Genomic DNA, 20,209 nt, shown 5'->3' on the forward strand with positions numbered 1-20,209 from the left:
CGTGTCCGATTCCCGGTCGAAGCGGGTTACTGCTTGTTTCGCTTTCCAGTTCTTCGCTTTCGCGTTTCCCTTTCCGGCGAGTCCGACTCTATCAGGCCTTTTCCTATTCCCTTGACCAGGGTCCCGCGGGCATGCGGAAGCTCGATCAGAGTTACAGTCTTGGCTCGGGAGTCGCCGCCGACCCCGGACCAGAGGTCTCGGTGGGGCCAGGCAGGAGTACGACAGTACAGCTCCCCGTTAGACGAGGCAAATCGTTTCCGGTGTGCCTCTAGGTCCGCCAACCGGTAGCTCTCGGGCGGAACCGGGACTTCATATGACTTACGCTGCTGATCAGTACGCCGCCCTCCATCCGTGGCGGTGACAGACGGATCCCCACCCCTGGGAGGCTCTCCATGACCACAGTGACGTCCCCTCTTGCCGGCCGCGCCATCGGGCTCACCGCGGTCCCCGACCCCGTGTTCTCCGGAGCGATGGTGGGTCCCGGTACAGCGATCGACCCCGTGCGCGAGCCTTCCGAGGCCGTCTCGCCGGTCGACGGAATCGTCGTCTCCCTGCACCCGCACGCCTTTGTCGTCGTGGACGACCAGGGGCACGGGGTGCTGACGCACCTCGGGATCGACACGGTGCAGCTCAACGGCGAGGGCTTCGAGCTCCTCGTGAACAAGGGAGACACGGTGACTCGCGGCCAGGGCATCGTGCGCTGGGACCCCGCCGGCGTCGAGGCGGCCGGGAAGTCGGCGATCTGCCCGGTCGTGGCCCTGGAGGCCACCGCCGAGTCGCTCTCCGAAGTACGTGAGGACGGCGACGTGAAGATCGGCGAGACGCTGTTCGGCTGGCAGTGACCCCCTCGGCGCACTGACGAGCCAGTTCGGGTACCCACCGCGGTGGCACAGCCGCCGCACAATCGGAGACGGTGAAATGGAGACAACGCTGCGAGGCGTCGGCGTGAGCCACGGGGTGGCGATCGGCGAAGTTCGGCACATGGGCACTGCGGTTCTCGAACCGCCGGCCAAGCAGATTCCCGCGGAGGAGGCCGAGCGCGAGCAGGGGCGCGCCCGCCAGGCCGTGGAAGCTGTCGCGGCCGACCTCATCGCGCGCGGCAACCTGGCCGGGGGCGAGGCCCAGCACGTGCTGGAGGCCCAGGCCATGATGGCGCAGGACCCCGAACTCATCGCCGACGTCGAGCGCCGTATCGCTGTCGGCAGCACCGCGGAGCGTGGTGTCTACGACGCGTTCGCCGCTTACCGGGCCCTGCTGGCCAATGCCGGGGAGTACCTGGCGGGGCGGGTGGCCGACCTCGATGACGTCCGGAACCGGATCGTGGCGCGGCTTCTCGGTGTTCCGATGCCGGGTGTGCCGGACAGCGACGAGCCGTACGTGCTGATCGCGCGTGACCTGGCTCCCGCGGACACGGCGCTGCTCGACCCCACGCTGGTGCTCGGTTTCGTCACGGAGGAGGGCGGGCCGACCAGCCACAGTGCCATCCTGGCGCGGGCGCTCGGGGTGCCGGCTGTGGTGGCCCTGCCCGGAGCGGGCGAGATCGCCGAGGGCACCGTCGTCGCGGTGGACGGCAGCACCGGTGAGATCTTCGTCGAGCCGAGCCAGGAGAAGCGCGCCGAGATGGAGAGCGCCTCGGCTGCCCGGAAGGCGGCCCTGTCGGCCGTGACCGGTCCCGGGGCCACCTCCGACGGTCACAAGGTGCCGCTGCTCGCCAACGTGGGCGGTCCCGGTGACGTGCCCGCGGCGGTCGAGGCCGGAGCCGAGGGCGTCGGGCTGTTCCGCACGGAGTTCCTCTTCCTGGACGACAGCAAGCAGGCGCCGTCCGAGGAGAAGCAGATCGCGGCGTACCGCGCGGTGCTGGAGGCGTTCCCCGAAGGCCGTGTCGTCGTACGGGTGCTGGACGCGGGTGCGGACAAGCCGCTGGACTTCCTGACCCCCGCCGACGAGCCGAACCCCGCGCTGGGTGTGCGTGGTCTGCGCAGCCTGCTGGACCACCCGGACGTGCTGCGGACCCAGCTGACGGCACTGGCCCGGGCGGCCGAGGGGCTGCCGGTGTACCTCGAGGTCATGGCCCCGATGGTGGCGGACCGTGCCGATGCGAAGGCCTTCGCCGATGCCTGCCGCGAGGCGGGGCTCCAGGCGAAGTTCGGCGCGATGGTGGAGATCCCGTCCGCCGCGCTCAGGGCCCGCTCCATCCTCCAGGAGGTGGAGTTCCTGTCGCTGGGCACCAACGACCTGGCCCAGTACACCTTCGCGGCCGACCGTCAGGTGGGCGCGGTGTCGCGGCTTCAGGACCCGTGGCAGCCGGCCCTGCTGGATCTGGTGGCGCTGTCTGCCGAGGCCGCCAGGGCGGAGGGCAAGAGCTGCGGTGTCTGTGGCGAGGCCGCCTCGGACCCGCTGCTCGCGTGTGTGCTGACCGGTCTGGGTGTCACCTCGCTGTCGATGGGTGCGGCGTCCATCCCCTACGTGCGGGCGACGCTGGCGAAGCACACGCTCGCGCAGTGCGAGCGTGCCGCCTCCGCCGCGCGTGCGGCGGACTCCGCCGACGAGGCACGCCTCGCGGCGCAGGCGGTGCTGTCGGGCGAGTGAGACGGGCCCGGGCCGCGTGCGCGCGGACGGGCAGGTGAAGGGGTCCCGCCGGTGACGGCCGGGGCCCCTTCCGTCTGCCCTCGCTTCTCAGCGGTGTGCCTCCGGTGCGTCGGCTCCGATGTCGAAGCCCGCGCAGTACTCCACGCCCGGCTCCGGGGAGACGGGGTCGCCCGTGTCGGCGTCGGTGCAGTAGACGCTGAAGACCTCGCCCGCCGTGAGCGGGAGGAGGCTTCCCCTGTGCAGACGCCAGCCGTGCACGCGGTCCGGCATGCCCGGGGCGGTGGTGCGCAGGACGACACCGCCCCGGGTCTCCAGCGCGATGCCGACCGCGAGGACGGTGGCGAACTCCGCTCCCTCCGTGGACGCGAGGCGTGCCGGCCCTTCCGGGTCCCGCGCGGTGTGCAGGACGGCGAGGAGCTGTTCGCTCTCCGTGGGAGTGCTGCACACGATGTGGTGGGTACCCGGCCCCGCGGTGTCCAGCAGCCGCGCCAGCAGATGGGAGGCACGGTCGAAGGCCGCCCTGCCGATGTCCTGCCCGCAGTCCGCGCAGTCGCCGAGGTCGGCGAGCAGCATCGTGGCGTACTCCCATGTCGCGCGGCGGACCGCGCGTGAGACGAGCAGCGGAACCAGCGTGTCGATGGGCTGGCCTGCGTACGCCACGGTGGCGCCCGTCGCGGCGACTTCGGCGGTGAAACGGCCGCGGTTCGTGCGGTCGTCGGGGTCGAGGCCCTCTTCGGCACAGAACTCGGCGTAGTCCTCCGGGTCGAAGAGGGCCACGGTGGTGTGGGTGCCCTGCGAGGCGAGCGTCCTCAGCAGGCCTTCGACCTGCCGGAGGTAGACGGAGTGGTCGTCGAAGGTGAAGGTGCGGTAGCGGCGCATGGCCGCGAAGTCCTCGGGGTCGACCAGGAGGCCGACCGTGCTGGTGGCTTCGCGGCGCAGTGCGCGGCGGATGGATGTCCCTGCCCGGTGCCGGGTGCGGGTGGTCTGCTGCTTGTCGTGCGCCATGAGTCCCCCTGTGCGCTGTGGATCGATGCTCACTCAGCGTAATCAGGGGGACTGACAAAGGCCCTCCGGCCGGTCCGGTCAGTGGCGTTCGCGCGCGAGGTCCTCGTAGAAGTGGAGGAGTTCGAGGTTGTCGATGGAGCCCGGGTTGACCGCCTTGGACAGGGCCGTGCCCTGGAGGAGCCGCTTGACCGGGACCTCGATGCGCTTGCCGGTGAGGGTGTGGGGGATGCCGGGCACCTCGATGACCTCGTCCGGCACATGCCGCGGCGAGAGGTTCTCGCGGATGGTCCGCTTGATGCTGTCGCGGAGTGCGTCGTCGAGCGTGGCGCCCTCGGCGAGGTGGACGAAGAGCGGCATCCAGTAGCCGCCGTCCGGCTCCTCGATGCCGATGACGAGGGATTCGCGGATCTCGGGGAGCCGTTCCACCGCCTCGTAGATGTCGGCGGATCCCATGCGCACACCCTGCCGGTTGAGGGTGGAGTCGGAGCGGCCGTGGATGACGACCGAGCCGCGCTCGGTGAGGGTGATCCAGTCCCCGTGGCGCCAGACGCCGGGGTACATGTCGAAGTAGCTGTCGTGGTAGCGGCTGCCGTCGGGGTCGTTCCAGAAGCGGACCGGCATGGAGGGCATGGGGGCGGTGACGACGAGCTCGCCGACCTCGCCCGTCAGCGGTTCGCCCGCGGGGTCCCAGGACTGGAGGTCCGTGCCGAGGCAGGGGGCCTGGAGTTCGCCGATGTGGACCGGCAGCGTGGGCACCGCGCCGGCGAAGCAGCTGCAGACGTCGGTCCCGCCGCTGACGGAGGCGATCCACAGGTCCTCGGCGACCTCGTCGTGGAGCCAGCGGAAGCCGTCCGGCGGGAGCGGGGAGCCGGTGGTGGCGACGCACTGGACGCGGCTGAGGTCGTGGTCCCGGCCCGGGTGGACGCCGGCCTTGCGGCAGGCCATGACGTAGGCGGCGGAGGTGCCGAAGAGGGTCGCGCCGGTCTGTTCGGCGACGCGCCACTGGGCGCTGACGTCCGGATGGCCGGGACTGCCGTCGTACAGCACGACGGTGGTGCCGGTGAGCAGGCCGGAGACGAGGAAGTTCCACATCATCCAGCCGGTGGAGGTGTACCAGAAGAAGCGGTCGTCGGGACCGAGGTCGCAGTGCAGGCCGAGCTGCTTGAAGTGTTCGAGGAGAATCCCGCCCTGGGACTGGACGATCGCCTTCGGCAGCCCGGTGGTGCCGGAGGAGTACAGCACCCACAGCGGATGCTCGAAGGGGACGGGTTCGAAGACCGGCTCGGTGTCGGCAGCCGTGAGCGCCGACCATTCCAGGGCGCCTTCCGGTGCCTGGGTACCGAGGAGCGGGATGTGCACGACCGCCCGCAGGGTGGGGAGTTCGCGGCGCAGCTCGGCGACGGTGGTGGTGCGGTCGTGCTCCTTGCCGCCGTAGCGGTAACCGTCGACGGTGAACAGGACGACGGGCTCGACCTGCTGGAAGCGGTCGAGGACGCTGCGGGCGCCGAAGTCGGGGGCGCAGGAGGTCCAGACCGCGCCGACGGCGGCGGTGGCGAGGAACGCGACGACCGCCTGCGGGATGTTGGGGAGGTAGCCGCTGACCCGGTCGCCGGGGGCGACACCGAGGTCACGGAGTCGCGCGGCCAGCGAGCCCACCTGGCGCCGGAGTTCGGACCAGCTGGTCGCGGCCTGCGTGTGGGTCTCGTCGACGTACAGCAGGGCGGGGGTCTCGGCGCGCAACGGGTCGGTGGCCGTGCGCAGGGCGTGTTCGGCGTAGTTGAGGGTGGCGCCTGGGAACCACTGGGCGCCGGGCATGGCGCGGTCACCGATGACGGTCTCGTACGGGGTGGAGAAGCGTACGTCGAACCAGTCGGCGACCGCCTTCCAGAAGGTGTCGAGCTCGTCGACCGACCAGCGGTGCAGCGCCGCGTAGCCTCCGTCGGCAGGTGCTCCGTACGTCCCGGCCGCCCATTGCTGGAAACGGGTGACGGCAGCGGCCTCGACGCGCTCGGGCCCGGGCTGCCAGAGGGGTGCTTCGTCGGCTGCTGAGGTCATGGCGGCTCCCTGGTCTTTCGGGGTGTACGCGGGGTGTGCGTCCGTCGCGCGCACGAGCGGGGATGTGCGCGTGAACGGCACTCACGGACGATGCCATGTGATCGTCTTGCGCACCAGGGTCCGCCTGCCATGGTTGCGTGTCCCGTTGTGTGGTGGAGCCACAGGTGAACGGGAGCTGAACGGGGCACGTTTTCGTCCTGGCTGATGGCAGGGTGGCCGCCATGGATGGTCGTGACCTGCTGCGCTCGGTGAAAATGGTCGGTTCCGTACAGGGGATGCGTTCGGTGCGCTCCGCCTGGCGGCACCGGCGCGCGGATGCCCGGGAGCTGGTGCCGCGGGGCGCGGAACGAGCGCGTGTGCCCGGCCTGCTCGTCAGTGCGGAACCGGAGCCGGGCGGGGGTGTCGTCCGGTTCGCCCGCTCCGAGCTCAGGATCCGGGTGGCGGTCGGGGGTGCGGTGTTCTGGTCCTGGGACGGCGCGGCACCGCTGCCGTCGTACGCCCTGCCGGGAGCGGCGCCGGAGCCGGACACGCGTGCGCGTCTGGAGCCGGACACGAACGGTGGCTGGCAGGTGGTCGCCGAGCGGCTGACGGTCGTGGTGTCGCGGCACGGGGCGGTCGAGCTGCGCACGCCGGGCGGGGTGGTGCTGCGCCGTGAGCTGCCGCCGCGCTGGTGGGAGCCGGTGGACGGGGGCGCGCCGCGGTGGGTGCAGAGGTCCGAGGTCCCGGCCGACGCGCGGTTCTTCGGGCTGGGCGGGCGGGCCGGCGGGCCGAGGCTGCGGGAGGGCACCTACCGGTTGTGGAACACCGACCCGGGAGGCCGCTTCGGTCCCGGGGACGATCCGCTGTACCTGACGATGCCGGTGCAGCTGGTCGTGTCGGACGCGGGGGTGCATCTGGCGTTCCATGACAACAGCTGGGCCGGCGCTGTGACGCTCCGGGAGGGTGAGGAGGGGGCGGGTTCGGGCCATGACCGGCCGGGGGCGTGCGAGGTGCGGATGGAGGGCGGCCCGCTCCGCTGCTGGGTGGTGGTGGGGACGCCGGCCAGGGTGCTGCAGGGCTGGACGGCGCTGACGGGCGCGCCCGCGCTGCCGCCGTCATGGGCGCTGGGGCCGCAGCACGCGCGGTGGGGATTCGGCAGCGCGCAGGAGGTGCGCCGTGTCGTGGCGGGGTACCGGGAGAGGGGGCTTCCGTTGTCGGTGCTGCATCTGGACATCGATCACCACGACGCGCATCAGGTGTTCACGGTCGACCGGGAGCGGTTTCCCGATCTGCCCGGGCTGGCGGCGGAGTTGCGCGAGGCCGGGGTGCGGCTGGTGTCGAGCGTCGATCCGGCGGTGCGTGCCGCGGTGGGGAACGCGGTGTACGACAGCGGTACGGCGGTCGGTACGCGGGGGGCGTTCGTACGGGACGCGCAGGGGCGGCCGGTGCTCGGTGAGGTGTGGCCGGGTGAGTGCGTCTTTCCGGACTTCACTGATCCGCTTGTGCGGGAGTGGTGGGGTTCTCTGTACGAGGAGAGGCTCGCGCAGGGCTTCTCCGGGGTGTGGCACGACATGAACGAGCCGGTCTCCTTCTCGGCCTTCGGGGACCCGACGTTGCCGCGTTCGGCGCGGCACGCGCTGGAGGGTGCGGGCGGGGACCATCGGGAGGCTCACAACGTGTACGGCCTGACGATGGCGCGGGCCGGATACGAGGGGCTGCTCCGGCTGCGCCCCGACGAACGGCCCTTCCTGTTCTCCCGTTCGGGCTGGGCGGGGATGCAGCGGTACGGGGGTACCTGGTCCGGGGACGTGGCGACGGGGTGGCCGGGGCTGCGGGCCTCCCTGGCACTGGTGCTGGGGCTCGGGCTCTGCGGGGTGCCGTATTCGGGCCCCGACATCGGGGGGTTCGACGGGTCGCCGTCGCCGGAGCTGTACCTGCGCTGGTTCCAGCTGGGCGCGTACATGCCGTTGTTCCGCACCCGTGCGGCCCTCGACGCGGGGCGCCGGGAGCCGTGGGAGTTCGGTCCGGAGGTGCTCGCGCACGCCGGGGAGGCTCTCCGGGAGCGGGAGCGGCTGCTGCCGTACTTCGTGACGCTGGCGGAGCTGGCCCGGCTGGCCGGTGCGCCGTATGTGCGTCCGTTGTGGTGGGGGGCTTCCGGGGACCGGGCGCTGCGGGACTGCGAGGACGCGTTCCTTCTGGGCGACGCGCTGCTGGTGGCCCCTGTGCTGGAGGAGGGTGCGGTCCGCCGGCCGGTGCGGCTGCCCCCGGGGCGGTGGTACGACACGGCGACGGGCCGGGCGTACGAGGGGCCGGGGCAGATGATGGTGGAGGCGCCGCTCTCCCGGATCCCGGTGCTGGCGCGCGCGGGTGCGGTGATCCCGGTGCGGGGTGCGGACGGTGGCCCGGAGTTGGAGGTGTGGGCGCCACGGGCGGGGCGCACGGGTGGCGGTCTCGTCGTACGCGACACGGGCGACGGTTGGGAACGTGCGGAGCCCGAGCGGTACACCTCGCGCCTCGTGGCCGGGCGTGTGGTGGTCGAGCGGGAGGGCGGGAAGGGCGCGGTGGAGTGCCCGGTCCGGGTGCGGGGCCTGGGTGAGCCGGCTCAGCGGTAGTGGCCGTCGAACCAGGACCGTACGGCCTGGGTGTGGAGCGGGAAGGCGAGTTCGTCCGGGGTGCGCAGCACGGCGTACCCCGAGGTCTCGTCGGTCGGGACGGAGGGCGGGAGTGCGTCTTCGGGACGCTGCGGGAGCAGTCCGAAGAGCAGGAGGTGGCCGTCCGGGGAGCTGAGGGCGTCGGCGAGGCGGACGTCCGTCTGCTCGGCCCGGATGCCGGTCTCCTCGACGAGTTCGCGTACGACGGCGTGGCGCCAGTCCTCGGCCTGGTCGATGTACCCGCCGGGCAGGGCGATGCCGCCCCGGTTCGGAGGGATGGTGCGGGTGATGACGACGAGGCCGGTGCCCCGCGGGCCGGTGACGGGCAGGAGGGCGACGGCGACGGGCAGCGGGTTTCGGTAGGCGGTGTGGCCGCATGTCCCGCAGGTGCGTGGCCAGTTGTCGGCGCCGGTGGCGTACGGGGTCCCGCAGAAGCCGCAGTGGGAGTCCTTCACGGGCGGACTGTATCCGATCACCCTTCTCCTGCGGCTCCGAAACTGATAGACGGTGTGCCCATGACAGGAATGAACCGTGTCCTCCGCGCCCTGGGCACCACCGCTGCCGCGCTTCTCGCCCTGACCGCTGCCACCCCGGCCGCTGTGGCACGCCCCGAACCCAAAGCTCCCCCGGAGTTCGTCGACCTTCGCTCCGTCGATCCGACGATCATCACGGAGATGCGCTACACCACCGCGCACAACTTCATGGGAGAGCCGGTGGACGGCTACCGGCAGCCCCTGTGCATCCTGACGCGGCCCGCCGCCCTCGCCCTGCGCACGGCTCAGCGGAGCCTGTTGCGGCAGGGCTACTCGCTCAAGGTGTACGACTGTTACCGGCCTCAGCGGGCGGTCGACCACTTCGTGCGCTGGGCGAAGGATCTCGACGACCAGGCGATGAAGGACGAGTTCTATCCGCAGGTCGACAAGTCGCGGCTGTTCGAGGACGGTTACATCGCGGAGAGGTCCGGCCACAGCCGGGGCAGCACCGTGGACCTCACCCTCGTGAAACTGCCCGCTCTCCCCACCAGGCCCTACGAGCCGGGCGAGGAGCTCGCGCCGTGCTACGCGCCGCAGGCCGAGCGCTTCCCGGACAACTCGGTGGACATGGGAACGGGGTACGACTGCTTCGACACCCTGTCGCACACGGATGACCCCCGGGTGCAAGGGGCGCAGCGCGCCAACAGGCAGCTCCTCAAGGGGACCCTCACCGGGCTGGGTTTCGTGAATCTGGCCGAGGAGTGGTGGCACTTCACCTTCAAGCCCGAGCTCTTCCCCGAGACCTACTTCGACTTCCCGGTCTCCCGGCGTTCCGTCGCGGGTCACTGAGGGCCACCCCCGGAAGGACGGGGAAACGGGCGACCGGGACCACCCCCGTGGGCGCCGGCCGCCCGTTCCTCCACTCGGACGCGCGACCGCCGTATCCGGTTGCGCTTCGAGCCATTACGGTGCCCTCATGTCACAGCAGACGTTCAGCTCCTATGAAGAGTTCTGGCCCTTCTACGTCGCGATGCACTCCAAGGCGACGACACGCTGGGTCCATCTCACGGGCACCCTGACAGGCCTCGCGCTCACCGCCTACGGCCTGGCGCGCGGCCGGAAGCGCTACGCGCTGGCGTTGCCGCTGATCGGGTACGGCACGGCGTGGCCCGCGCACTTCCTCATCGAGAAGAACAACCCCGCGACGTTCGGGAACCCCGCGTGGTCGCTGCGCGGCGACGCGCAGATGATCCGGATGATGCTGGCCGGACGGGACGGGGAGCTCGCCGAGACGGCGGAGAAATGGCTCGCGGAGAACGCGTGAGCCCGCCGCGCGCGCGGGGTTGACGACCCGTCAGCACGGGTGAAGACTTCGCTCACACCTGCCGCCCCCCTCACCGTACGCGCGGCCCGTACCCCGGTCGGCGGGGGTACGGGCCGCGTTCGGTCCTGCCGTCAGGTCGTGGCGGGTTCCCTGAGCCCGTCGGCACGCACCATGGCGTGCTCGACGACGGCGACCAGCACATCCCGTACGGACGTCCTGTCGCGTGCGTCGCACAGCAGGACCGGCACCTCGGGGTCGAGATCGAGGGCCGCCCGGACCGTCTCCGTGGGGAACCGCTCGGCGCCCTCGAAGAGGTTGACGGCGACCGTGAAGGGAATCGCGCGGCGCTCGAAGTAGTCGACCGCCGCGAAGCAGTCCTCCAGCCTCCGGGTGTCCGCGAGCACCACCGCTCCCAGGGCGCCCTGGGACAGTTCGTCCCAGAGGAACCAGAAACGGTCCTGCCCGGGGGTCCCGAACAGATAGAGGACCAGGTCCTCACGCAAGGTGATCCGGCCGAAGTCCATGGCCACCGTGGTGGTGCTCTTGCCCTCCACCCCTGCGATGTCGTCCACGGGACGGCCCGCCTCGCTCAGCCGTTCCTCCGTACGCAGCGGTCTGATCTCGCTGACCGCCCCCACCATGGTCGTCTTGCCCACACCGAAGCCGCCGGCCACCAGGATCTTGAGGGTGACGGGCTCGACGGGCCGCTTCCGGCGGCTAGAGCGCCCGAAGGCCATTGATCACCTCGCGAAGAATGCTCACGTCCGGCAGCTCGGCCGGCGGAACGGGACGGGTGACGTGCACCAGTTCGTCCTCGACGAGATCACCGACCAGGACTCGGACGACCCCGACGGGGAGGTCGAGGCCTGAGGCCAGTTCGGCGATCGACTGGGGCAGGTCGTTGCAGAGTCGGACGATCTCCACGTGTTCCGGGGAGAGCGTCTGGTCGCGGCCCGGATCCTCGGCCGCCGGTTCGGGGACGACGATCGCGATCAGGTCGAGACGGTGGCGGGACGCGCTGCTGGTACGCCCCCGGGTCATCGCGTAGGGCCGGACCACCGGGCCCGCTTCGGCGTCGTACCAGCGCGAGGAACCCGCCGCGGCGGGAGCGGGTGGTGGTCCGGATGCGGTGTCCCGGACGGAGTCGGCGCTCATGCCCTCGCCTCACCCTCCGGCGGGCATACCGGTGGTCCGGGGCGAGTTGGCCAGGTGGGCACCCACGCGCTTGACCATCAGGGTCATCTCGTACGCCACCTGCCCGACGTCCGAGTCGGAGTCGGCCAGGACGGCGAGGCAGCTGCCGTCACCGGCCGCCGTCACGAAGAGGAAGGCCTCGTCGAGCTCGACCACGGTCTGCCTGACCCGTCCGGCGTCGAAGTGGCGGCCCACGCCCTTGGCGAGGCTGTGGAATCCGGAGGCGACGGCCGCGAGGTGCTCGCTGTCCTCGCGGGGCAGGTCCTTGGACGTGCCGGTCGCGAGGCCGTCACTGGAGAGGACCAGCGCCTTGCGGATGCTCGCGACCCGCTCGACCAGTTCGTCGAGGAGCCAATTGAGTTCGCCTGAGCCCTGGCGTGCGGCGTCGTGTGCTGCTGCGTTCGGTGCGGTCATCGACCGTCCCCTCCCGGAGTCGTTCCTGGTGCTGTCTCGCCGGGGCCGGCCTCGTCCTCGGCGTTCTGCCGACGACCGCGCTGCCAGCCGCGTTGTAGCGAAGCCATGCGATTGCGTACTTCGTCCGCGTCACGTTCGAGGTCCTCGTCGGTGTCCGCGGGCGCGTGGCCGGAAGGCCGCCCTGCGGAGTCCTCCCGGAGCTGTGGGGCGAGGCTCGCCTGCCGGACCCTGCGCGGGAGGCCGCCCACCGTGTCCTGGGCGGGCACCGGGGAGACCGGGCGGGGCCGCGCCGGGGCGTCCTCGCCCGCGCTCCGGCCGGGCTCCTGCGCGAGGCCGCCGGAGCGGGTGGCCGTGGGGAAGCCGTCCTGGGCCGTGGGGTGGGCGCGCCCACCGCCGGCCGGCCGGCCGGGCCCGCCGATGCGGCGGCCCTGGTCCGCGACCAGCTTCGGCGGCGTGCGGCGCGGCAGCGGGACGGGGCCGGCGGGCCGCATCGGCCGGACGTCGGCGGAGGTGTCGCCGGACGGGTCGAATGCCTGCTGGTGCTGCTCGCGGTCGGTTTCCCTGCGCAGGTCACGGGCGCGGAAGATCCCCCCTCGCTCGCTCTCCGTGTCCTCGAGATCGGAGACGCCGTCGAGGACGGGGCCGAGCGCGGGATCGAGTGCCCTGTCGAGCGCCGGATCGCCGGTGAAGCCGAAGGTGCCCACCGGACCCTCCAGCTCGACCGGGCCGTCGAGCAGGGACGGGTCGGTGAGGCCGGCGGGGACCGGGGAGAGCCCCGAGGGCCTGCCCGGGATGCTCGTGTCGGCGACCCCGTCCCTGCGGGCCTTGTCGCTGCCGGGCGCGTCGCTGACCGGGCGGCCCGTGCCGATGGCCTTCTCGGCCCGCCGGTCGAGACGGAAGCCGGTGCCGTGCGTGTCGGGTGCGTCGGTGAGCAGCTGGGACGGGATGAAGACGACAGCGGTCGTCCCTCCGTACGGCGACGTCTGGAGCGAGACCCGGACGTTCTGCCGCTGGGCCAGCCGGCTGACGACGAAGAGGCCGAGCCTGTCGGTGTCGGAGAGCTCGAACTCCGGGGTCTCGGCGAGCCGGAGGTTGGCGTCCAGGAGGACTTCCGGCGCCATTCCGAGGCCCCGGTCGTGGATCTCCAGGGTGAAGCCGTTCGCCACCCGTTCGCCGTGCACCTGGACCGCGGTGTGCGGGGGCGAGAACACCGTGGCGTTCTCCAGCAGTTCGGCGATCAGGTGGGTGAGGTCGGCCACGGCGGGCCCGCCCACGCCGATGCGGGGCAGTCGCCGGACCTCGACCCGCTCGTAGTCCTCCACCTCCGCCACGGCCGCCCGCACCACGTCCATCAGCTGGATCGGCTTGCGCCACTGCCGGGAGGGGGCCGCCCCGGAGAGGATCACGAGGCCTTCCGCGTGGCGCCGCATGCGGGTGGTGAGGTGGTCGAGACGGAAGAGGTCGGCGAGCTCGTCGCTGTTCTCGGTGCGCCGCTCCATGGTGTCCAGGAGGGTCAGCTGGCGGTGCAGGAGGACCTGGTTGCGGCGGGCGAGGTTGACGAAGACCTCGGAGACGCCCCGGCGCATGTCCGCCTGCTTGACGGCGGCTTCGACGGCGGCCCGCTGCAGGGTGTTGAGCGCCTGCCCGACCTGGCCGATCTCGTCACGCTCGTAACTGAGGTGCGGGGCCTCGGTCTCGACGTCGACCTGCTCGCCGGCGGCCAGTCGCCGCATGACGCTGGGAAGTCGCACCCCGGAGACCTCGTGGGCGTCCTTGCGCAGCCGGGAGAGGTCGCGGATGAGCTCGCGCCCCACGCGTACGGAGACGAAGACCGACACCAGCAGGGCGGCGAACCCGAGGACACCGGCGACACCGGCCAGGATCAGGACCCTGTAGCCGGCGGGCTCGGCGCGGTCCTGGAAGCGGTTGGACATCTCGGTGCCGTCGTTGGCGAGGTGGTCCAGGACCGTGGGGGCGACTTCCTCCCAGCGTGCGGCGTCGACGTCACCCGGTTCGGTGAACGGCCCGGCGGCGATGAGCTTCTGCTCGGCGCTGCGCAGGGGCTCGGTGTCGGGACCGCCCCAGTACTGCTCCATTCGGGAGCGTTCGCTTCCCGGCAGGAGTTCGAGGTTGACGTCGTACAGGAGGGCGCGGCTGGCGGCGAGGTCGGAGACGACCCGGAGCTCGGGTGCGCCGAGCCGCCCGGCCACGAGGCCCGAGGCGACCAGGGCGTCCTCACGAGAGAGCATCTCGCGGGCGCGTGAGATGCCGACAAGAGCCCTGACCTGCTTGTCCATCGATACGTTCTCCATCGTGTGGAGACCGTTCAGGAAGCGGTAGCAGGGGTCGACCAGTCCGTTGTAGAAGTCCAGCGCCCGGGTCCGGTCGATGGTGCGCCTCTCGACGGATCCGCGCAGCGCGTCCAGGCCGTCGACCTCGCTGAGGATCGAGTCGAGCCGCGCCTCGGACTCCGGACTCAGCTTGTCCCGGACGTCCTTGCTCCTGGCGCTCCGGCGTACGTCGGCGACGACCCGGTCGGTCGCGGCGCGCTGACGCTGCAGGAGTGGCAGGGCGTCGGAGGCGCGGGGGTCGGCGAGGAACACGAGTGTCTGGCGGCGCTCCTCCTGCACGGCGCGGATGGTGTCCTCGAGCGGGTGGCCGACCTTCTCCACGACGGCGCTCGCGCCCATCAGTTCCTGGGCTTCACGGCCGGTCACATAGGTGGCGAAGACCCACAGGCCGGTGAGGGAGGCGAGCGGCACCAGGAGCAACGCCACGATCTTCCTGCGGATGGACTTCCCGCGAAAGCGCATGGCCTCCCCCAGCTCGGCCCCGCACCGCGGGGGTGGTTGTGTCGGTGTAGTCCGGCTTCGTTCCGGTTGTCACGGTTGGTCCAGTCATCCCGCCGCGGCCCACCGGGTGCGGCCCGGGTTCCGCCAACAAACGGCGCGAGCCTACTACTGACCCACGAGTAACTCGAAGGCGTGTCCGGACGTTTTCCAGCCGCTCTTCCTTGGCTTGCCCACCAGTTGTCCTGGTATTTCTGGCGAAGAAGTTCGCGAAAGCGACAGACAAGCCCTGGCCGAAGGCGGTGCATCCACACAAGGCAGTTGGCTGGAATTCTTCGTTCCGTGACCTTTCGGGGCCGGTTGCGGCCTCCGGTCGGGAATCTTCACCCTCTGGCGTTCGTCCAGATGTACGGGGCAGAAGAACCTCACGGGGGTACGTGCGACAGCCGAACGGCATCGTCCGCGTAGAACGGGCGCGAGCCGGGCAGCCACCCTGGAGTCGGACAGTGGCGGGGAGTTGAAGGTCCTTGGAAACGGACGAGCGCCGGGACGGCGCTGCACCACCGGCGGCCGGTTCGGCGGCAGGCCGCATCCCACGGCAGCTGTGGGTGGAGGAACCCGCGATACGGCGCAGAATGCCGGACCCGGTCCGGACGGCCGCGGTGCGAGCCGTCCTCATCATGTCGCTGACCATCATTCAGGCCATGGTGGCCTTCCTCTGCACCGTCGCGGGGTCCTGGTTCGCCTTCCCGATGGTGCTGGGCGGTGTCGCGGGCACGGTGGTCGCCACCTGGTCGGTGCTGGACGTGTGGGTGACCCGCCAGGTGTGGAACCAGCGCAACGGCGTGGTGTCCGTACCGAGCAGCACGGCACGCCGGATGCGGCGGGAACGCCGGGCCGCCAGGCGCGCCGCCAAGGCGGCCGCACGCCGGGAGGCACGGATACGGCGCCGGGGCGAGGGCAGGCTCTCCCGAGCCTGACGGCCTCGCCCCGGGGACTCACGGCTTGGCCGGCGCCTGCGTCATCTCCGTGCGCATCTCGGGGACCGGCGCCCCTCCCGGGGCGTCCGGTGCCTGGCCGCTCCGCTTGAACATGCGCGTCGCGGTGATCTCGCCGTGCACGGTCTGGCCCTCGGGGTCCTGCTGGGGCAGTCCCGGCCGCAGGTGCTCCTCCACACTGATGTACTTCAGCCCCGCCCGCAGGTCTGCGTCGTTGCGCAGCCGGATGACGAGCGGGAACTCGGCGAGCGCCGTCGTGTCGAACAGCCCGGTCGTGTAGAGGAGCTGGACGCCCAGGGCGTCGGAGACCGCGCGTTGCAGCTCCAGCAGGTAGGTGGCGTTGGCCCGGCCGATGGGGTTGTCGAGGAAGAGCGTGCCCGCGTGGCGGTGCCGGTCGCGTCCCCTGTCGTTGCTGCGCAGCGCGGCCATCGTGCAGTAGAGCGCGATCGCCGCGGTGAGCAGCTGCCCGCCGGAGAAGACGTCGCCCATCTGCCCGACGGGCACGCGCTCGGCGCGCAGCACCGCGTCCGGCTTCAGGATCTCCACCGCGATCCCCTTGGGCTGCAGGGCCGCCTGAACGCCGCGCAGCAGGAGGGACATGCCGTCCCGGCGCAGATCGGAGTTCTTCTTGAGCGCGGCGTGCGTGGCCTCGTCGATGACCTCGCCGAGCCGCTCGGTGAGCGTTGCCTGGTCGGGCTCGTCGAATCGGATCCGGAGGAACTCCTGGCCTGACCACTCCCCCAGTCCTTCGGGGAGCTGGGAGAGCCGCTGGGCGGAGCGCAGCGTGGTGAGGGCGGACTCCACCAGGCCGCGCAGCCGGTCGACGATGGAGTCGCGATTGCGTTCCAGCTGCGCCAGCTCGTCGGTGAGCACGCGCAGCCTGGGCGCGAAGGCCGCCGCCCACTTCTCCGCGTGGTCCGGCAGCGCGACGGCGGGAAGTTCCCTGATCTGCTGGCGGGCGGGCGTGCGTACCTGTTCGTAGCGGGTGGAGTTGGCGTGCCGTACGAGGATGTCACTCGCCTCCCGTACGGAGCTCTCCGCCGCGGACAGGTCGGTGGCGCAGCCGCGCAGTGAGCGGCGGGCCTCGGCGGCCGACTGCCGGGCCTCCTCCAGGGTTCCGGGGTACGGGTCGGGGGCGTCGGTGTCGTCGTCCGTGCCCGGGTCCCTCAGCAGGTCCCGCAGGAGCGCAGCGGTCTCGTCGAAGCCGCTCGCGGAGTCCTCGGCGGTGCGGTGCGCGCGCAGCAGTTCGGCGTGGGCGGCGCGTGCGGTGTCCAGCGCGGCGGTGGCGGCGGCCAGTTCGGTCGTGGCCGTGCGCAGCAGGGTCTGGGCCTGTTCGGCGTCGGCGGGGACGAGATCGGCGGGGAGCTCGGTGTGGTGGAGGGCCTCGTCGGCGGGCGCGAGCCGTTCGGCCTCGCCCCGGAGACGGCCGAGCTGCTCACTCGCGGCGGAGGCCCGGGTCTCCAGGATCTGGACGAGCGACTCGGCGCGGGCCGCGGCTGCCTGCCGGGAGGGCCCGTCGGCTCCGTCCGTGCCTTCGAGGAGCTGGGCGGCGCGGGTACGGACCTTGTTGGTGAGGCGGTCGAGTTCGGCCAGGGCGGCGCTCTCGTCGCTCTCGGCTCGGGCCTGCTCGGCACGCAGATCCGCGCCGACGCCGACCTTCTCGTACAGCCGGGACGCGGCACGGTAGGCCTCGCGCAGGGCGGGGAGTGAGGTGCGCGGGGCGGTGGCGTCCGGCTCCGGGAGGGTTTCGGGGGCTCCGGCGATCTCGGCACGCTCGGCGCGCAGGGCCCGGGCGGTGCGGTGGGCGTCGTCGGCGGCGCGCTGGGCGGCCCTTCGGTCCTCGTCCGCGGCGCGTGCGCGCTCCAGGCACGCCGTGGCGCGGGCCTCGGACTCGGCCGCCTCGTCGGTCAGTTCACGGAGCCGCGCCTGCCACCCGGCCCGGTCGCGGAGGCGGTGAGCGAGGCCGGCGAGCGCGTCGGCTGCGCGACGGGCGCGCTGGGCGGCCTCCTGCCGTTCCTCGCGCACGCGCGCGGCGTCGGCGGCTGCCTCGTCGGCCTCGGCCCGGAGGGTGCGCGCCTCGGCGAGTGCGGCAGCCGCGGTCTCGGCGGTGGCACGGGCGGTACGCGCGGCTTCTCCGAGCTCGGCGAGCGTGCCGGGCGGGCAGTCCGCCCGCCAGGAAGCGATGCGTGCGGCGAGCGACCGGTCGGCGGTGAGCCGTGCCGCGAGCGTCCTGATGTCCTCGTCCCGGGCGGCGGCCCGGGCCCTGAGCGCCTGGCGCTCCTCGTCTGCGGCGTGTTCGTCGTGCATCGCCGGGTTCGGCGGTACCAGGAACACACCGTCGCCGGCGCCGGACGCCGGTACGGGGGCGAGCAGGGCCGCGGTGGTGCCTACGGCCACGGCCGACCTCGGCAGCAGGGCGGCGGCGGCGAGGACCTCCCGGGCGCGGGTGTGCGCGTCCGGGTCGGTGATGACGACCCCGTCGACGAGCTCGGGGCGTGTGGCCAGGACCGATGCGTGGTCCGCGGGGTCGACCGCCTGGGCGAGGTAACGCCAGCCGGGCAGGGCCGGGATGCCGTGCTCGCCGAGATGCTCGACAGTGGCGAGGACATCGGGGCCCGGGGGCAGCAGTCCTCCGTCGCCCAGAGCCCCGAGGATGCGCGAGTCGTCGGCCGCGGCGGTGCGCAGGTCGAAGAGCCTGCGTTCGGCGGAGGCGATGCCCTGGTCCAGGAGTTCGCGCAGCTCGTCGGCGCTGTTGTCGAACTCCTCGGCCGTGAGGAGAGGCGCGTCCCGGAGGGCGGTGCCGTCGGCGCCGTCCGTCGCGGCGGTCCCGCGGGGGCGGGGCACTCCGGCGGAGGCGGCGGGGAGACCCAGCAGGTCGGCGAGGCGGGTGTCCGCCGCGATCGACTCCGCCGCCCTGCGCTCGGCCTCGTAGGACTGCTCTGCCGCCTGGGCGCCGTCTGCGGCGCGGGCCGCGGCGAGTTCGGTGCGGCTCTCCGCCGCCGCGGCTTCGCGCGCCTGGTCGGCGGTGGCGCGGGCCGCCTCGCGCGCGGTGTCCCAGGCGGCGACCGCGGACTTCTCCGCGTCGTTGGCGGCGAGGGCCGCGCGGGCCGGGTCGGCGTCCGGCGCGGAGTCGTCGAGCCAGCCGGCCCGGACGGCCTCGGCGGTCTCCTGCTCGACCTCGGCGAGACGCTGGCGCAGGTGACCGGCCTCGCTGCGGGCGCGCTGCGCCTCGGTGGCCGCGGTGGTCGCGTCCCGGTGCGCCGTCTCCCCGGTGGTCTGGAGGATCGCGGAGCGTTCCTCCTCCTCGTCCGCCACCCGCTCCCCCGCCTCGGCGGCGGTGTGCAGGGCGCGTACGAGGTCGGCGGCGGCCGTGGCGCGAGCCGCGAGGGCCGGGGCGGCGTCGCGTTCCGCCTCCTGGATGGCCGCGGCGACACGGGCGGAACGGTCGGCGGCGGCGCGGTGGCGCAGCACTGCCTCGGCGGCCTGCCACGCGGCGTGCAGGGTGCGTGCCTCGCCCAGCTCGCGGCGCTGGGCCGCCGCGCTCTTCTCCGCGGCGGCCAGGGCGAGAGAGGCGTGCCGGTAGGCCAGTTCGGCGGCGACCAGGTCCCGGTGGCCCCGGGTCCTCTCGGCCTCGGTGACGGTGTGGGCGGCGGCTGTGACCTCCTGCGCCAGCTCGGCGGTACGGCCACGCTCCTCGGCGGCGCGGCCGGAGAGCCGGCGGGCCAGGGTGCGAGTGCGCCGCTCGGCACCGGCGTGGACGTCGCGGCTGCGGGCCCGGGTGGCCGTGGCGTCGACGATCCTGCCCAGCAGGTCGACGGAGCCGGCGGTGAAGTCACGCTCGGCGGTGAGTTCGGCACGGCGGCCGAGCTTGTTGCCGAAGCCGCTGACGAGGTCGGCGAGGCCGTCGGTGTCCCGGGTGTCGGTGACGGCCCGCAGCAGCAGGTCGGTGAAGTCGGAGTCCTTCTTGACGGCGAAGAGACCCGCCGCCTCGCCCTCGTCGGCGTTCATCTCGCGCTGGTAGCGGAAAAGTTCGGGGTCGAGACCGAGGTCGCCGAGGTGCTCGTTCCAGCGGTCGTGGATCTCTTCCCAGTGCACGTCGAGGTGCGGGTAGAACTTGCCGGCGTCCGTGAGGGCGTCCCGGAAGCCCTTCATGGTGCGGCGCCTGCCGCGGGCGCCCGAGACGCCTTCTGCCGGGCGGCCCACCGAGGTGGCCTCGGCGACGGGGAGGCTGTCGAGGCTGAGCCCGGGGCCGGGCCGGAAGGAGTACCAGGCCTCGGCGAACTTGCGGGGGTCGTTGGAGACCTGCCGTCCGCGCCACTCGCTGACCTTGCCGACGACCACGCACTCGCCGGTGAGTGTGTGCTGCCACTCCAGGGCCACGTGCCCGCAGTCGTCGGCGAGCAGGAACTTGCGCAGGACGCCGGAACTGGCCCCGCCGAGGGTGTTGCGGTGGCCCGGCAGCATCACGGAGAAGATCAGCTTGAGCAGGACCGACTTGCCGCCGCCGTTCTCCAGGAACAGCACTCCGGCGGGCGCCGGGCGGCGGGGCGGCCCGACGGGTTCCTCCTGGAAGAACTCCGCCTGGGCCGGGGCGGGGCTGGGGACCGGCTCGCCGACTCCGCGCAGGTCGAGCACGGTGTCGGCGTAGCGCGCACCGGCGGGCCCGATGGAGTAGAGGCGGACCCGGGACAACTCGTACATGGCGGCGGACTCTCGTCGTTCAGGCGGCGGGCGGGCA

Annotated in this window: 14 protein-coding genes; 6 read left to right on the plus strand and 8 right to left on the minus strand. The window is 72.5% G+C overall.

Annotated features, from left to right (window positions below; all coding sequences use genetic code 11):
- Positions 1-392 precede the first annotated feature (392 nt).
- Positions 393-842 (plus strand): PTS glucose transporter subunit IIA, encoded by a 450-nt coding sequence (locus tag ABZY45_RS33905; protein ID WP_356746102.1) that lies wholly within the window; start codon positions 393-395, stop codon positions 840-842.
- A 76-nt stretch (positions 843-918) separates the two neighbouring features.
- Positions 919-2,589, plus strand: coding sequence for a phosphoenolpyruvate--protein phosphotransferase (gene ptsP / locus ABZY45_RS33910; RefSeq protein ID WP_356746103.1), 1,671 nt, complete (start codon positions 919-921; stop codon positions 2,587-2,589).
- A gap of 87 nt (positions 2,590-2,676) precedes the next feature.
- On the opposite strand, the gene ABZY45_RS33915 is transcribed toward ptsP, so the two are convergent.
- Positions 2,677-3,594 carry a hypothetical protein gene (locus tag ABZY45_RS33915; RefSeq protein ID WP_356746104.1) on the minus strand — a complete coding sequence of 306 codons (918 nt, stop codon included), beginning with the start codon at positions 3,592-3,594 and terminating at the stop codon, positions 2,677-2,679.
- A 78-nt stretch (positions 3,595-3,672) separates the two neighbouring features.
- Positions 3,673-5,649: an acetoacetate--CoA ligase gene (locus tag ABZY45_RS33920; RefSeq protein ID WP_356746105.1), complete on the minus strand. Its 1,977-nt coding sequence runs from the start codon at positions 5,647-5,649 to the stop codon at positions 3,673-3,675.
- Positions 5,650-5,870: 221 nt separating this feature from the next.
- Between ABZY45_RS33920 and ABZY45_RS33925 the strand changes: the two genes are divergently transcribed.
- A complete protein-coding gene (locus ABZY45_RS33925; protein ID WP_356746106.1) occupies positions 5,871-8,240 on the plus strand; it encodes a glycoside hydrolase family 31 protein in 2,370 nt (789 codons plus the stop codon).
- Here ABZY45_RS33925 and ABZY45_RS33930 read toward each other — a convergent pair.
- Complete coding sequence (locus ABZY45_RS33930) at positions 8,231-8,734, minus strand: NUDIX domain-containing protein (RefSeq protein WP_356746107.1); 504 nt, start codon at positions 8,732-8,734, stop codon at positions 8,231-8,233. The two genes, ABZY45_RS33925 and ABZY45_RS33930, sit on opposite strands and share 10 nt — an antisense overlap.
- 60 nt (positions 8,735-8,794) lie before the next feature.
- On the opposite strand from ABZY45_RS33930, the gene ABZY45_RS33935 reads away from it, so the two are divergent.
- Both ABZY45_RS33935 and ABZY45_RS33940 read left to right on the plus strand, forming a co-directional pair.
- Positions 8,795-9,601, plus strand: coding sequence for a M15 family metallopeptidase (locus tag ABZY45_RS33935; protein WP_356746108.1), 807 nt, complete (start codon positions 8,795-8,797; stop codon positions 9,599-9,601).
- Between the two features lie 127 nt (positions 9,602-9,728).
- Positions 9,729-10,076 carry a DUF962 domain-containing protein gene (locus tag ABZY45_RS33940; RefSeq protein ID WP_356746109.1) on the plus strand — a complete coding sequence of 116 codons (348 nt, stop codon included), beginning with the start codon at positions 9,729-9,731 and terminating at the stop codon, positions 10,074-10,076.
- 131 nt (positions 10,077-10,207) lie between these two features.
- On the opposite strand, the gene ABZY45_RS33945 is transcribed toward ABZY45_RS33940, so the two are convergent.
- The 4 genes from ABZY45_RS33945 to ABZY45_RS33960 are packed head-to-tail and all read right to left on the minus strand — an operon-like array spanning position 10,208 to position 14,497.
- Positions 10,208-10,813, minus strand: coding sequence for an ATP/GTP-binding protein (locus ABZY45_RS33945; RefSeq protein WP_356746110.1), 606 nt, complete (start codon positions 10,811-10,813; stop codon positions 10,208-10,210).
- On the minus strand, positions 10,794-11,231 hold the full coding sequence (locus ABZY45_RS33950) for a DUF742 domain-containing protein (protein ID WP_356746111.1): 438 nt from the start codon (positions 11,229-11,231) through the stop codon (positions 10,794-10,796). The genes ABZY45_RS33945 and ABZY45_RS33950 overlap by 20 nt, the downstream gene beginning before the upstream one ends.
- A gap of 9 nt (positions 11,232-11,240) precedes the next feature.
- Entirely contained in the window at positions 11,241-11,684 is a 444-nt protein-coding gene (locus tag ABZY45_RS33955; RefSeq protein WP_145812539.1) for a roadblock/LC7 domain-containing protein, read from the minus strand.
- Positions 11,681-14,497 carry a nitrate- and nitrite sensing domain-containing protein gene (locus ABZY45_RS33960; protein ID WP_356746112.1) on the minus strand — a complete coding sequence of 939 codons (2,817 nt, stop codon included), beginning with the start codon at positions 14,495-14,497 and terminating at the stop codon, positions 11,681-11,683. The genes ABZY45_RS33955 and ABZY45_RS33960 overlap by 4 nt, the downstream gene beginning before the upstream one ends.
- 503 nt (positions 14,498-15,000) lie before the next feature.
- Here ABZY45_RS33960 and ABZY45_RS33965 point away from each other — a divergent pair.
- The gene (locus ABZY45_RS33965) at positions 15,001-15,453 is read left to right on the plus strand and encodes a hypothetical protein (protein ID WP_356746113.1); all 453 of its coding nucleotides are present in this window, start codon (positions 15,001-15,003) and stop codon (positions 15,451-15,453) included.
- A gap of 18 nt (positions 15,454-15,471) precedes the next feature.
- On the opposite strand, the gene ABZY45_RS33970 is transcribed toward ABZY45_RS33965, so the two are convergent.
- A complete protein-coding gene (locus ABZY45_RS33970) occupies positions 15,472-20,172 on the minus strand; it encodes a hypothetical protein (protein ID WP_356746114.1) in 4,701 nt (1,566 codons plus the stop codon).
- Positions 20,173-20,209 lie beyond the last annotated feature (37 nt).

Source organism: Streptomyces sp. NPDC006516, assembly GCF_040611875.1.
Lineage (GTDB): Bacteria > Actinomycetota > Actinomycetes > Streptomycetales > Streptomycetaceae > Streptomyces.

Bases quoted from the DNA above. Each gene is read 5' to 3' on its own strand.
- ABZY45_RS33905 (WP_356746102.1), top strand. From the start codon at position 393: ATGACCACAGTGACGTCCCCTCTTGCCGGCCGCGCCATCGGGCTCACC.
- ptsP (WP_356746103.1), top strand. From the start codon at position 919: ATGGAGACAACGCTGCGAGGCGTCGGCGTGAGCCACGGGGTGGCGATC.
- ABZY45_RS33915 (WP_356746104.1), bottom strand. From the start codon at position 3,594: ATGGCGCACGACAAGCAGCAGACCACCCGCACCCGGCACCGGGCAGGG.
- ABZY45_RS33920 (WP_356746105.1), bottom strand. From the start codon at position 5,649: ATGACCTCAGCAGCCGACGAAGCACCCCTCTGGCAGCCCGGGCCCGAG.
- ABZY45_RS33925 (WP_356746106.1), top strand. From the start codon at position 5,871: ATGGATGGTCGTGACCTGCTGCGCTCGGTGAAAATGGTCGGTTCCGTA.
- ABZY45_RS33935 (WP_356746108.1), top strand. From the start codon at position 8,795: ATGACAGGAATGAACCGTGTCCTCCGCGCCCTGGGCACCACCGCTGCC.
- ABZY45_RS33940 (WP_356746109.1), top strand. From the start codon at position 9,729: ATGTCACAGCAGACGTTCAGCTCCTATGAAGAGTTCTGGCCCTTCTAC.
- ABZY45_RS33945 (WP_356746110.1), bottom strand. From the start codon at position 10,813: ATGGCCTTCGGGCGCTCTAGCCGCCGGAAGCGGCCCGTCGAGCCCGTC.
- ABZY45_RS33950 (WP_356746111.1), bottom strand. From the start codon at position 11,231: ATGAGCGCCGACTCCGTCCGGGACACCGCATCCGGACCACCACCCGCT.
- ABZY45_RS33955 (WP_145812539.1), bottom strand. From the start codon at position 11,684: ATGACCGCACCGAACGCAGCAGCACACGACGCCGCACGCCAGGGCTCA.
- ABZY45_RS33960 (WP_356746112.1), bottom strand. From the start codon at position 14,497: ATGCGCTTTCGCGGGAAGTCCATCCGCAGGAAGATCGTGGCGTTGCTC.
- ABZY45_RS33970 (WP_356746114.1), bottom strand. From the start codon at position 20,172: ATGTACGAGTTGTCCCGGGTCCGCCTCTACTCCATCGGGCCCGCCGGT.